The following is a 13,392-nucleotide window of genomic DNA, read 5'->3' on the forward strand; positions in this document are numbered from 1 at the left end:
TCCATTATAGACTTTATTGTGAAAGAAAACACAGTTAGTTATGCAATATTTCGACAATCAATTGACATCTGTAGTTAATTCATGTATGTTCTAAGAGAAAATGCAATTTTTCTTTTTTTATCAATTGTCCCATGAATTAATTGTTATTATTTTACATTCAAGCGCATTGGAGGCGAATGCTTTATGCAACAAGGAATCGTAAAGTGGTTCAATAACGAAAAAGGTTATGGCTTTATTGAATGTGATGATGGAGAAGATGTATTTGTACATTTTACGGGCATACAAGAGGAAGGCTTCCGTACACTTGAAGAAGGGCAAAAAGTTTCATTTGATGTAGTGGAAGGCAATCGCGGACCCCAAGCATCAAATGTTGTAAAATTATAAGGAAAGGAGCTGTTCAAAGCGAACGGCTCCTTATTTTTGTTATTTATGGGTTAAGCCAATAAAACGCATCAGGAAAAATTAACGTTTCCTTCGACCGATTACTGTCTCTCAACGTAACACCGAACGGCCCTTCACATTTATTGCCAAGCATCATTTTGCTTGCAGCAGCTTCTTCATAAAAATCTAATCGAATATTAGGTAATTGTAACGAAATAAATGCTTCATGTTCCTTTGGCTCTGCTAATTGCATGACTTGCTGCCATAATTTTGCGGTTGCCTTAGCATCTTGGACATAAAATTGCACAGATTCCATCGCAATATGTTGCGTAGTTTTAAGCGCACCACTGGCCTCTAAATGTGCATAGCGCTCTTCATCCCCATCAGCCCATTCAATAAAAAAGGGAAAATCAATTGTTTGCCCTCGTTGCCCGAAATGTAATAATTTCCATTGTACAACAGAGCCATCAGGTCGTGTCCGACTACAAGCATCTGGCCCATAAACTTCTACACCAAGCGCTCGTAAACGTTGCGCCTCCGCTTCTATATTTGTCGTGCGTAAAGCAATTCTTGAAAAACCGTAGCGCTCATTGTTCTGCTTAAAGGTATAATGCAGAGAATACGGTAATTTCGCCGCCTCCTCATACAACGCACGATCGTAAACCGCTATTTGCTCAATATAACTTAAACCAAAATAACTTAGCGTATTATATGTTCCCCACATTGTGTGCTGACCGCCATTTACGGTATGAATATGACGTTTATTTAAAAAGACTTTCATATTTTCTGGTGATGGCACTTGATGAACTAAATGATCAAAATACAAAGTCATATTTCATCCTCCTTTTTGTCCTTTCATTATATACTTTACCTGTTTGTTTTGTAGGTTTTTGTCAAAAATAAGAATTTTCAAATAGTGATATCTATCCATCCTATGAAATTATTTTATAGGATGCTATTCAAAACAGAAATCGTTTTTTTTATGTAATTCTTTTAAAGTTTTATGAATGTAAAAATGGGTATTTAATTATGAAGAATGTTGCAGTAGAAAGGATAAAAATATGAAAAAATGTTTATACGTCAGTCTAGTCATCCTTATTTTTTCCCTATTCACCTTTAGGAACGAGGTCGAAGCGATGGAAAATCACGAAGCAGAGAGAAAGGTCATCCTCATTTCCTTTGACGGTATGAAAAATGACTATACGAATCAATATGTGCAAGAAAATAAATTACCCCATATTCAACAACTACTAGAAAATGGCGTTATGTCGAAAAATCCAATTACGATTACCCCTTCTCTTACTGCTCCTTCACATGCAGCAATTGCTACAGGGGCTACACCTAAAGAAACAGGCATTGTCAGTAATCATTTTCACGAGCCAAGTACAGCGTTAGAAAAAGAAAAGAGTGGCTTTCGAGCGGAAATAGAAGTGCCCCCATTATGGGTAGAAGCAAAAAAACAAGGGAAAACAACTGCTACTGTAGCTTTTCCCGGTGCTAATCCTAAGGAAGGCAAACAAGGTGATTACTCTATTTATTTCGGCGAAACATGGTCTCCTAGTCGTCTTGAGTCGTTAACTTTTAATACAACGACTGACTGGCAACAGTCTCCTACAAGCTTCAGTGCTTTAAAGGAAGCCGAATTTTCTATTAATATGAAAAAGGAAAAAAATCGTCGCATCTATGTTTTAGCGATTGACACAACAAATGATCAGAAACAAAACTATGACACATTTGTATTTTCTGAAGATAAAAAGGTTGATTCTGATGACTATATTGTAAAAGGCAATGAATGGGGGTCACTTACACTTGATTTAAAAGACCAGCAAAGTGCTGGCTTTTGGTTCAAAATGAAAGGAGCCAGCCAGGAACTTAACCACCCTGTCAAGCTGTATCGCACAGCCGTAACTTCTAGCTTAATTAGTGGTCCTAAAGGTTTTGCCGAGGAGATTGATAAGAGATTTGGTTTTTATCCAGTACAAGATGATGACAAGGCACTTGAAAAAGGATGGATTACAAGAAAGGAATATGAAGACATAAGTACGCGATCCGTCATGTGGGTTACAAACGTATCACTCTACATTAAACAGCATTACAACCCAGATTTGCTTATGTTTTATGCACCACATATCGATCATGAGCAACATAAATATTTATTAATCGATCCGCGGCAACCAGATTATTCAGAAGAAAAGTCTAAAAAATATATGCGTTATATCGAATGGTCCTATCTGCTAGCAGACCAAGTAGTTGGTAAAGTGTTGAACGTCCTAAAAGAAGATGACGATTTATTTGTCGTGTCGGATCATGGAATGGAACCTGCCCATTCTACGCTTTCTCCAAACAAAGTATTACAAGATGCCGGCTTATTAACGGTAGATGAAAAAAACAATATTAACTATGCAAAAACAAAAGCATATGCCATTCCTAGCGGCTCAGCAGCTCACGTCTATATTAATTTAGAAAACCGTGAAAAAGGTGGTATTGTTCCTTCCGAAGAATATGACAATGTCCGCAATGAAATTATCAAAGCTTTTAAAGAGGTGGAAGTTACATATAACAAAGGCGCAATTATTCAACATGATCTTGAAAAAATAAAGTCCAATTTCTCTATGGCTACTGTTCAACATTATATGAAGGATATTTGGAACCAACTGCTAGAACCTCGAGTTCATCCATATGAGAGCGTATTAAAAAATGACAATATAACCCTTTTAGAACATCAAAATGCAGGCGATGTCGTATTAATTGGTGCGCCTGGCTACGTTATGGGAAGCGATGTCGAAAAAAATATAACGCCTCCTATTCAATTAGGGACACATGGTGGTGATGCTAGTAGAAGTATGCTAAGACCTGTATTTATGGCAACTGGCAAGGACTTTTACAGAGGAAAAAAAATTAATGCCACATCTAATTTAGATATAGCCCCCACTATTTACCATGTACTAGATTTAGATATCCCACCATTTGTAGAAGGAGAAATAATAAAAGAAATTTTTAAAAATAAAGCTACATTAAACAAAGGGAATGATTAAACAAATCATTCCCTTTAAACTGTTGTGAACAAATGCCCTAAAAATTTTAGTGGCGTTCCCTGCTGTGTTAGTGGCGATTTCAAGAGTTTAGTGGCGTTTCCGAAGGTTTTACTGGCGATTGATTATGTCCACTAGCAAAAATGACTCACCAATTTGGCAAGTCATTTCAAAACATATATGTTTATTTAATCGAAAATAATCGTACCAGCATAAATTGCGTTCGTTCTAACGCCTGGTTTAATTTCGCCATTAATCGAATAAATATTTTTATCCATTAATACTAAGCCTTCGCCACAAGGTGCATCAAACGGAATCTTACCTACCGTGCGCCAAGAATCTTTTGCTGCATTATAGATTAGTACATCCTTATTCCAATTAAACTCATATGGATCTGCAGTAAAGTATTTCGTTCTAAATGCCAATAGCTCGTCATCTTTTAAAGAACCTAAATTTTTCACCGCATCATCATATACAGCTTTATTAAAGCCACCAATTACCATCATTTCATTATTATTTAATTTAACAGAGTTAGCACCTAGTAAAGATATTTCTTTCCCATTTACTTTCACCGAAGAAACTTTTGTCCATTCATTTTTCTTAGGGTTATATTTATAACCATCTGTATAAGCGATAGACCCTCCGCCACTAAATACATAAAGCTCGCCATTTAACATTTGCGCTACACTTTGATTTCGAACGTTTTCTCCTGGAATAGGAGCTAACTCTTTCGTTTTCAAAGTTTTTAAATCATATTCATATAATTTATTGCTGTCTTTCCCATTTTGCTTACCGAGCCCAATGTATAACTTGCCGTCTTTCTCTACAGCAACGCCATCACTAAAAGTAAATGGTAGATCGCCTATTTTTTCTACTTTTAATTTTTTATTTTTATCAACTGTTAACAGCGTAATATCATCTGCATATTCTTTGTTAGGGCTTCCACCAATATAATAAATCCCTTTATCAGTCGTAATGGAAGACCCATAGCCAATCTCATGATTAAGATTAGTATGTTCAACCAGCGTTAACTTATTTTTATCTTTTTTATAAACATAAATATCTGAATAATGTTGCTTAGCCCCACCATTTAATACCGTTTCATAAGGGAAATTTGCTCCTCCGCCTACAATTACATAATCTTTATAAGAGCCAGATAATACGCCGGCAGTCCCCTTATTCTGTTCAAAACCTTTTTGAGCTTCAAGCTCTCCTGCATATTCCCATGTTATTCGTTCCACTGAATCTCCGCCTTTTGAAGCTTCTACTTTACTTCCAATTCCTACGCTTAAAACCAACATTGATGTCAAAGCTGCTGCCAAAACTTTTTTCATATTTCTCCTCCTCTTCATATGGAAATTACATGAAATTTCTTATTATAGATAATGACAAAATATCTCCAATCACCTCCTTTGGGGATTGCATTTATTTCTAAATCACCTTAATAAAAATCTTAATATTCCGAATATTTAATAGTTAAAAAATTGAAAGGATCACTTACAGAGAAAAGAGGTAGCATCGACAACCTTAGTGGACTATAATCTGCGATGGATGTCGTAAAGTGAATAATTATATACATCTATGAAAAACACACGGTTTTTCTTTTAAAAAAATATCTCCTTTCTAGCAATCGCTTTTGAAATTCAATTGCTAGAATCAATTAGGAGATAGAATGAATAGTGTTACTAGCCTTTCAACGGCTTTCTTGTTGATAAGCTAAAATCCCTCGACAAAATGTCATCTGTACACCATAATCGTTGCTTAACACAACTAAATCTGCATCTTTACCTACTGCAATACTACCCTTACGATGAGTAATATTTAACTGTTTTGCAGGATTTGTTGATGTCATTTTAATGATATCTTCCAGCGTACAGTCACAATAATGAAGCATATTTTTCATGGCATCCTTTAACTTTAAAACACTGCCCGCTAAAGTACCATTTTGTAATACAGCCGTACCATCTTTCACGATGACGACTTGGCCACCTAACTCATAGTTGCCATTTTTCAAGCATTTTGCCCGCATGGAATCTGTAATTAATATCAGCTTCTCACTTTTTTTGTTTCGATAGGCCAGCTGAATCATTTCTGGACATACATGGATGCCATCGACAATTAATTCGGCATATAATTCGTCAAGAAGTAAAGCAGCACCAACTACGCCAGGCTCTCGATGATGCAAACCTTTCATTTGATTATACAAATGGGTTACCTGTGTTGCCCCTGCGGTAATTGCCTTCTTGACATCAGCAAATTTCGCATCCGAATGGCCGATTGAGACGACAACACCATGTTGTTTGAGGAACGAAACGAGTTCCAAACCACCCTGTTGCTCTGGTGCCATCGTCACCAATTTAATCGTACCTTCAGCTAATTGTTGCCATTTTTCAAATACCGCGATTTCCGGATTGATGATAAACTCAACTGGCTGGGCACCAGCCATGCTAGGATTTACAAATGGACCTTCCAAATGAACACCAAGGACTTCTGATTTTCCAGGGTTTTGATAATTTTTTATAAAATCAGCAGCATTTTTTAATGCCTTTGAAATATTATCATCCGATTGAGTCATCGTTGTTGCTAAAAAGCTTGTTGTACCTTCTTGCGGTAATGCTTGGACCATCGTTTCAAGTGCTGCAATATCCCCATCCATAACATCAGCACCAGAAGTCCCGTGGATATGAATATCAATCATGCCGGGTATTACGATTTGTCCATCTAAATCGATAATATCGGATTGATCTTCCATATTAAAATCAGTCATGTATCCTAGTGCTACAATTTCCATTCCATCAATCTTAATAAATCCATTGGGAATAAACTGATTTTCTGCGTAAATTTTTGCATTGATTAACACAATTGCTTGATTCATTCTATCGTACCCCACAATTCCCACATCTTCTTCATTGATACTTATAACATCTTTTCAATAACCGCTTCGGCCGTTAGTTCTTTGTTATGAACGGATTCCTTGTTCGTTTGTTTAAAATATTCAAGGTAAAGCAAATCTAACAGATAGAGCTGTGATATTTTGGCCGATAAACTCCCCCCTTGAAGAGGTCCTTCATTTGCACCGCACAGCAATGTAATATCTGCAAAACTTGTCAAAGGAGATTTTGCGAATCTCGTGATTGAAATAATTTTTGCCCCGCGTTCTTTTGCTACTTTTGCTACTTCAATCGTATCTTTTGTTGAACCCGAATAAGAGATGAGAACCGCTACGTCTTGGTCGGTCATTAAAGCCGCAGACATAATTTGAAGATGCGAATCAATTGAACACTCCGTTTTATTGGTAATCCTCATAAACTTATTTTTTGCTTCCATTGCTGTCATCAATGATGAACCGACACCAAAAAAGTGGATTCTTTGTGCCTTAACCATGCACTCGACAGCACGCGCAATATCATTCTCTGATAGTAAATTAAACGTTTCAGTTAATGCATGTACATTTGAAGATAAAACTTTTGACGATAGTTCCGCAATCGTATCTTGCATTGTAATCGCACCTAGTTGCGGTGTCTCATTATCAAGTGAAATGCTATGTGCTAAAACAATTTTAAACTCCTGATAGCCTTTAAGATCCATCGTTTTACAAAATCGAAATACACTTGATTCTCCAACCCCACAGGCATCTGCCAAATCAGTAATCGACATATAAATGACATCTTTTATATTCTCGAGAATATAATCAGCTACCTTTTTTTCCGTGTTAGTAAATGAATTGTATCTTGAATGAATGAGTGAAAATATATCTTGATTTCCCATTATAGTACTCCTTCTATTAATCGCCTCTTAAATGAAGTGATACTGCACCAAGAACGCCGGCTTTATTTCCAAGAGAGGCTTTCATAATTTTTACATCTGAGAAACTCTTCATCGTTAACGCTTTAACTTGCTCTGCTATATTGTTGACGAGGTTGTCTTGCTCCATTACTCCACCCCCTATTATAATCGCTTGTGGATTAAAAATGTGAATGAAGGAAGCTAATCCTAATGCAATTTCTAAAATCCAATCTTGAAAAGCTTTTTCTAAACTTTGATCTCCTTGATGCATTCTTTCGAAAATGACTCTACCATTTATAAAGTCAGTGTTAATTTCTTGTGCTTTTTTAATGAAAGCGCTAGTAGAGGCATATGTTTCATAGCACCCTCTACTACCACAGTTACACTTCTCACCGAAAGGATGGGTTATAACATGCCCAAATTCTGCCGCTAATCCATTATGCCCTTTATAAATTTTAGAGTCGATAATAATGGCACCACCAATTCCCGTACCATAAGTTATACAAAGAAAATCATTAAAGTGCTTTGCCGCACCAAAATACTTTTCTCCTAAAGCTGCTGCATTCACGTCATTTTCAACTTTGACAGGAACATTAAATTGATTCTCAAGAATCGTCTTTAATTTCGTTCCCGTATAGTTTGGAATGTTGTCATTGGCATAAAGAATAGAGCCATCTGAACTATTAACTTGTCCTGCAGTGCTTATGCCTATTGCGTCAAACCCTTGAAATTCATTTATTATTTTAATTAGTTTTTCAACTAAATACTTTCCGCCTTTTTTACTTTCCGTATCATATTCTTTAAATACTTCGATGTGCCCATCTTCATTAACGATACCGACTTTTATCGATGTGCCACCAATATCAGCTGCTAATATTTTCACTTCAATCATCCTTTAAAACTCTATTATCTTAGACTGACAAACTCATTAACTATTGAATCGCACTTACAAATCTTTTCGTAATTTCCATCGGTCTTGTAATTGCCGTACCAACAACTGCTGTATGGACACCCAAATCAAAAACACGTTTTAATTCTTCCGGAGTCCAAATACCCCCTTCAGCAATAACAGGAATAGGAAAACTCTCGACTAATCGTTGGATCAACTCTAAATCCGGCAAAGATTTGCCATTTGTATACGCTGTGTAACCACTCAAAGTCGTACCTAAGCAATCAAACCCTAACTCATAAGCTACTTTGGCCTCTTCAAATGTCGAGCAATCTGCCATAAAAATCTGATCTTTATACTTTGCTCTAATTTCAGGAAATTGTTCACTTATTGTCTTGCCATCTGGTCGTATCCTTTTCGTTGCATCCAGCGCAATAATATCGACCCCCTCCTGATAAAGCAACTCAACCTCTTGACACGTCGGTGTGATAAAAACGTCGGAGCCATCGCATGTCTTCTTAATAATTCCGATAATCGGAAGTTCCACCATTTCTTTAATTTCTCTAATATCTTCAATACTATTTGCTCTAATTCCTTTAGCGCCACCAAGCATCGCAGCGTAAGCCATTTTACCCATGATATAAGGGCTGTGAAGTGGTTCCTCTGGGAGTGCCTGACACGAAACAATTAGTTGTCGTTTAATACCATCAAATATTTTTTGTTTTTTATTCATTTGCATACATCTCCATAGATAAACATATTACTTATCTGCCCCAATCGTAATTCCTTTTGTAAAATACTTCTGGAAGAAAATAAATATTAATAGCATTGGAATTGCCGCTACTGTAGCGCCCGCCATCTTATAAGCAAAGTTTGGATTTAAGTCTTGCATTAAGGTTGCAATACCTACCATTAATGTTTTAGTGTCCTTATCTTGCCCAACAACAAGTTGCCATAAGTAGTCATTCCAAACTTGCACAAAATTAAGAATAAATAAAGCACCAATACCTGGTTTTACTAATGGCAGCATGATTTTGTAAAAGATACGAAATTCGCTGGCACCATCGATTTTGGCTGCTTCTCTTAATGAATCTGGGATTGTATCAAAAAATCCTTTAAGTAAAAATACACCAAAAGCAGTTGCCACGTTAGGCCAAATCATACCGCTTAATGTATTTACCATATTTAAATCTTGAATAATTCTAAACAGCGGCACAATCATAACCTCTTTTGGGATCATCAAGCTTGAAATAAAAATAATGAAAATGATATTTTTCCCTTTAAATTTCAGCTGTGAAAAGGCATACGCTGCAAGCGAACTAACTACGATTAAAGCAAATGTCGACATCAACGCCACAAATAAACTATTATATGTCCATGTTAGCGCAGGCTGACTATTAAATACATCTACATAATTACTAAAGTTAAAGCTTTTAGGAAACCAATCTGGTGGCATTTTGACAACGTCTGAACTGTTCTTTAAGGAACTTGTCACTAGCCAATAGAGAGGGAAAAGACTTAAAACAGCAAAGAATAGGACAATGCAATTTGTAATAATATCTAATTTCTCTCTTTTCCTCTTGTTCTTATTTCTTAACATCTCCGTCACCTCTAATCCTTCTTAAGCATAGTTCTTAGCTGTGGAGTAGATAACACTAAAGTAATAAGGAACATAATTACACCTACTGCAGAAGCAATACCAAGCTGATTATACTTAAAGGCATTATTATATAAGTAGTACATAAGGGTTGTAGAGGCATTGTTTGGTCCCCCACCTGTTAATAGCTGTATAACAACAAATATTTTTAGTACCGCAATAATGTTCATAATAATAATGTAAACCGTAGTTGGTTTAACCATCGGAATAATGATTTTAAAAATAATTTTCATTCGGCTTGCGCCATCCACTTCTGCTGCTTCAAAAAGTTCCTTTTGAACACCAATCATAGAAGCAATATATAAAATAATTGCTTGCCCCACATTCGTCGCAAATGTTACGAAAATTATGACTGGAAGTACCCAATGTGTATCCCCTAAAAAATTCACTGATGTTTCCATCTTTCTCGCGATAAACGGGATAAGCCCATTTGCTGGGTTTAGTAGGAAGCTCCAAATCATACTCATTACAACCATCGAAACCATTACAGGAATATAATAGGCACCTTGTATGAAGGACACATATTTCGCATTTTTATCAAATACAGCTGAGGCAACAAACATAGCGAAAATTACCGTTAACGCCACAATGAATACAACGAAAATAATTGTGTTAATCGTAGACTGTACGAATACAGGATCGCTAAATAATTTTCGATAGTTCTCAAAGCCAACAAATATTTCATTTTGATAGTTAATTTTAAATAAACTTAAACGAATGCCTTCGATGATTGGGTAAACTAAAAACACTAAAAATAGTATGATTTGAGGCCCAATAAACAAGTAGCCGGTCATATTTTCTTTTAAAGACTTTTTATTGATTTTCATCGGTATCATTTACCTTTCTACAATTTAAGCCCCAAAAACAAGGGGCTTAAATTGTTGTAAAGTTATATACGCGTAAAGCTATTTATTATAGATAACAGAGTCTGCCTTCGATTCTTCAATCACTTTATTACCGTTTGTTTGGTAATCTTTCACAGCTTCTTCTGCTTTTTTACCACCTGTATATAATGCTTGTAATTCTGGATATAGCACTTGTCTTAATTGGCTGTAGCCAGGTACATTTCCTGTGAAGTTAAACATATATGGATCGTTCGCTGAATATGCTTCGAAGTATGGTTTTTCTGATTTAAACTCATCAGCAACAGAAGTTCTTACTGGCACACCATTTTTAGAAGCCTTAACAAGTTCTGGATCCGTTGAAATGAATTTCACAAAATCTTTACTAACTTGAATTCTTGTTTCATCTTTTGTATCAAAGACTGTTGCACCAGTTACATACGTAAATGATAGTGGATCTCCACTTTCAGATGGAATGTTTGCTAATCGAATATCAAATTTTGGTGCTTTACCACTTTCCATATCAGCCTTTGCATTATTGAATAAAATTGCATTTGTAAAACTAATAGCAAGTTGTTGATTTTGGAACATCGCGTTGACATCGTTTGAAGAAACAGATTCTACACCTGGGTTTGTTAAGCCATCATCATAAATTTTCTTTAACCAATTTGCTGCTTTCACACCATTCGCATCATCAATAATGATATTGCCATTGTTATCAAAGAATTGATTACCAAACATTCTTAAATATGCAAGATTCCAAGTATCTCCTTGGTTGTTTAGAGCATATAATCCCATTGGATAAGCATTCGAATACTTATCTTTAGGCAAATCTGTTTTTAACTTATTAAGAATTTTTTCATAATCTGCTAGTGTCCAAGTTTTGATTTCATACTCTCCACCAATATACTCATCAAGTCCTGCTGCTTTAAACATATCTGCGTTATACGTTAAAGTACCTGGGTTGTGTGAGAACGGGAAGAAATAAACATCATCACCAAATGTCACAGTATCCCAATATCCTTGAGCGATATCTTTTTTCGATGCATCATCGACAATATCATTTAACGGTACTAAAGCACCGCGATGCGCATAGTCCCCCATAGCGAATACGCTTTCAAAAAATACATCTGGAGGCGTACCACCATTTAGGCTTACGTTTAGTAACTCATCTCGTTGATCCGCTGCAATCACTTCAACATTGACCTTTACTTTGTGATCCTTATACTCAGCAGCGAACCGCTCCCCTGCATGTTTGAAGAAACTATCAAAATCGGCACCATCTTCAGAAGCGTCAAGTACGCCTTTCCACTGTGGTGTTAACCAAACTTTTAGTTCTACCGTATCATCAGATGAACTTGTACTTGAACTTGCACTATCATCCGATTTACTCGTACATCCTGCTAGCACAGAAATAACAAACAAAATGGCCATTGCTGTTGCTAGATAACGTCTTTTCAACATAAACTACTCCCCCTTAATAATATAAACTAATAATGAAATGACCTTTATGAAAGACAAGCCAGGTTACTGGCTTGTGACCTTCTATTGTAAAGCTACATTCATTTCAACATTTCCCTTTGTCTGAAGCGTTACAGTTTAAATTAGCAAACCTTTGTATTTACTTGTTGCATTGTCAATTAACGCTTTAATGTCTGCAATTTTCGTTAAATCTTCACCTGATACAGGCTCTAGTGGGCCTCTGACACTGCCAATATTGACCCCGTTTAATTTTAAAACTTCTTTTATTGTCGAATACATCGAACCATTTAATGAACATAACGCAACGATAATATCGTTAATATCATGTTGAATTTTTCTTGCACTTGCGAGATCTCCCGCTGTAATGAATTCTTCTGCCATTAAGAAAAGTTCTGGCATCGCTCCATACGTTCCACCGATGCCACTATCTGCACCAATGACTCTGCCTGCAACATATTGTTCATCCGGGCCATTAAATACAATAAAATCTTCACCAGCAGTAGACTTAAATCTTTCAATATCCATCACCGGCATCGAAGAATTTTTCACCCCGATGACTTTCTTATTCTCTAACAATTTCTTGAATAGATTGATAGAAAGGTCAAAACCAGTTGTTTGCGGAATATTGTAAATAATGAATGGCATGTTTGTTGCATCCATAATTTCTGTCCAATATTTATAAACTGAACTTTCAGAAAATTTAAAGTAAATAGGTGGAATTGCCGATACAGCATCATAGCCTAATTCCTCAGCATATTTTGCTAAAATGACACTATCTCTTGTTGAAGGAGCACCGACATGAGCAATTAACGTAAGCTTTCCTTTTACCTGTTCTGCCACATATTTTAATGTTGCTTTTCTTTCTTCAAGGTTGTGATAAATACATTCACCTGAACTTCCACCAACGTATAGACCTTTAACACCTTTATTAAGGAAATAGTTACACAATTCTTTTGTTCTGCTCTCTGATACTTCTCCTAGCTCATCATAACAAGCATAAAATGCAGGAATGATACCTTTATACTTTTCTACATTCACTATGAACACCACCTAATTAATTTGATGAAAACTTAATTTACTACCTTTGTCTTGCGTCAAGAACTATTAAGTGTTAACGCTTACAAGTAATATTATAACAAGTCACAAGCAAATGTAAATAATTTTCTTTATTTTTTAAATTTGTGGAGAAAAATTTCACCTTAAGTATGCATAAAAAAAAGAATTGCCGCATAGTGAAAAATTCCTTGCTATAGTAACTAGGAAGTGCTGCTGATAATAACAATTTAAAAGTTGCTGTGTAGCAATCGTTTTACAGTAAGTAAT

Annotated in this window: 12 protein-coding genes; 2 read left to right on the forward strand and 10 right to left on the reverse strand. The window is 35.9% G+C overall.

Translation table 11 applies throughout. From position 1 onward, the window contains the following. The first annotated feature begins 183 nt into the window (after window positions 1-183). Entirely contained in the window at window positions 184-384 is a 201-nt protein-coding gene (locus ACIQXI_RS07940) for a cold-shock protein (protein WP_004269397.1), read from the forward strand. A 43-nt stretch (window positions 385-427) separates the two neighbouring features. Here ACIQXI_RS07940 and ACIQXI_RS07945 read toward each other — a convergent pair whose 3' ends face one another. Further along, window positions 428-1,213, reverse strand: a complete 786-nt coding sequence (locus tag ACIQXI_RS07945; RefSeq protein ID WP_402923253.1) for a VOC family protein — start codon at window positions 1,211-1,213, stop codon at window positions 428-430. 304 nt (window positions 1,214-1,517) lie between these two features. On the opposite strand from ACIQXI_RS07945, the gene ACIQXI_RS07950 reads away from it, so the two are divergent. Further along, window positions 1,518-3,416, forward strand: coding sequence for an alkaline phosphatase family protein (locus tag ACIQXI_RS07950; RefSeq protein ID WP_402923254.1), 1,899 nt, complete (start codon window positions 1,518-1,520; stop codon window positions 3,414-3,416). Between the two features lie 185 nt (window positions 3,417-3,601). Here ACIQXI_RS07950 and ACIQXI_RS07955 read toward each other — a convergent pair whose 3' ends face one another. From ACIQXI_RS07955 to ACIQXI_RS07995, 9 genes are all read right to left on the reverse strand, one after another. Then, the gene (locus ACIQXI_RS07955) at window positions 3,602-4,747 is read right to left on the reverse strand and encodes a cyclically-permuted mutarotase family protein (RefSeq protein WP_402923256.1); all 1,146 of its coding nucleotides are present in this window, start codon (window positions 4,745-4,747) and stop codon (window positions 3,602-3,604) included. 359 nt (window positions 4,748-5,106) lie between these two features. Continuing rightward, entirely contained in the window at window positions 5,107-6,288 is a 1,182-nt protein-coding gene (nagA, locus tag ACIQXI_RS07960) for an N-acetylglucosamine-6-phosphate deacetylase (protein ID WP_402923257.1), read from the reverse strand. A 41-nt stretch (window positions 6,289-6,329) separates the two neighbouring features. Further along, window positions 6,330-7,181: a MurR/RpiR family transcriptional regulator gene (locus ACIQXI_RS07965; RefSeq protein WP_402923259.1), complete on the reverse strand. Its 852-nt coding sequence runs from the start codon at window positions 7,179-7,181 to the stop codon at window positions 6,330-6,332. 16 nt (window positions 7,182-7,197) lie between these two features. After that, window positions 7,198-8,091 carry an ROK family protein gene (locus tag ACIQXI_RS07970; protein WP_402923261.1) on the reverse strand — a complete coding sequence of 298 codons (894 nt, stop codon included), beginning with the start codon at window positions 8,089-8,091 and terminating at the stop codon, window positions 7,198-7,200. Window positions 8,092-8,131: 40 nt separating this feature from the next. Next, window positions 8,132-8,821 carry an N-acetylmannosamine-6-phosphate 2-epimerase gene (locus ACIQXI_RS07975; RefSeq protein ID WP_402923262.1) on the reverse strand — a complete coding sequence of 230 codons (690 nt, stop codon included), beginning with the start codon at window positions 8,819-8,821 and terminating at the stop codon, window positions 8,132-8,134. A 27-nt stretch (window positions 8,822-8,848) separates the two neighbouring features. Continuing rightward, window positions 8,849-9,688, reverse strand: coding sequence for a carbohydrate ABC transporter permease (locus ACIQXI_RS07980; protein ID WP_402923264.1), 840 nt, complete (start codon window positions 9,686-9,688; stop codon window positions 8,849-8,851). Between the two features lie 11 nt (window positions 9,689-9,699). Next, window positions 9,700-10,572 (reverse strand): carbohydrate ABC transporter permease, encoded by an 873-nt coding sequence (locus ACIQXI_RS07985; RefSeq protein ID WP_402923265.1) that lies wholly within the window; start codon window positions 10,570-10,572, stop codon window positions 9,700-9,702. Between the two features lie 78 nt (window positions 10,573-10,650). Continuing rightward, window positions 10,651-12,051, reverse strand: a complete 1,401-nt coding sequence (locus ACIQXI_RS07990) for an ABC transporter substrate-binding protein (protein WP_402923267.1) — start codon at window positions 12,049-12,051, stop codon at window positions 10,651-10,653. A gap of 135 nt (window positions 12,052-12,186) precedes the next feature. Then, a complete protein-coding gene (locus tag ACIQXI_RS07995) occupies window positions 12,187-13,107 on the reverse strand; it encodes a dihydrodipicolinate synthase family protein (RefSeq protein WP_402923269.1) in 921 nt (306 codons plus the stop codon). Window positions 13,108-13,392: the final 285 nt, after the last annotated feature.

This window comes from Lysinibacillus sp. NPDC097195, from assembly GCF_044762075.1.
Classification (GTDB): Bacteria; Bacillota; Bacilli; order Bacillales_A; family Planococcaceae; genus Lysinibacillus.

Excerpts from the sequence above, each read along its gene's own strand:
- ACIQXI_RS07940 (WP_004269397.1), top strand. The coding sequence starts at position 184 with ATGCAACAAGGAATCGTAAAGTGGTTCAATAACGAAAAAGGTTATGGC.
- ACIQXI_RS07985 (WP_402923265.1), bottom strand. The coding sequence starts at position 10,572 with ATGAAAATCAATAAAAAGTCTTTAAAAGAAAATATGACCGGCTACTTG.
- ACIQXI_RS07970 (WP_402923261.1), bottom strand. The coding sequence starts at position 8,091 with ATGATTGAAGTGAAAATATTAGCAGCTGATATTGGTGGCACATCGATA.
- ACIQXI_RS07980 (WP_402923264.1), bottom strand. The coding sequence starts at position 9,688 with ATGTTAAGAAATAAGAACAAGAGGAAAAGAGAGAAATTAGATATTATT.
- nagA (WP_402923257.1), bottom strand. The coding sequence starts at position 6,288 with ATGAATCAAGCAATTGTGTTAATCAATGCAAAAATTTACGCAGAAAAT.
- ACIQXI_RS07945 (WP_402923253.1), bottom strand. The coding sequence starts at position 1,213 with ATGACTTTGTATTTTGATCATTTAGTTCATCAAGTGCCATCACCAGAA.
- ACIQXI_RS07990 (WP_402923267.1), bottom strand. The coding sequence starts at position 12,051 with ATGTTGAAAAGACGTTATCTAGCAACAGCAATGGCCATTTTGTTTGTT.
- ACIQXI_RS07955 (WP_402923256.1), bottom strand. The coding sequence starts at position 4,747 with ATGAAAAAAGTTTTGGCAGCAGCTTTGACATCAATGTTGGTTTTAAGC.
- ACIQXI_RS07950 (WP_402923254.1), top strand. The coding sequence starts at position 1,518 with ATGGAAAATCACGAAGCAGAGAGAAAGGTCATCCTCATTTCCTTTGAC.
- ACIQXI_RS07975 (WP_402923262.1), bottom strand. The coding sequence starts at position 8,821 with ATGAATAAAAAACAAAAAATATTTGATGGTATTAAACGACAACTAATT.
- ACIQXI_RS07965 (WP_402923259.1), bottom strand. The coding sequence starts at position 7,181 with ATGGGAAATCAAGATATATTTTCACTCATTCATTCAAGATACAATTCA.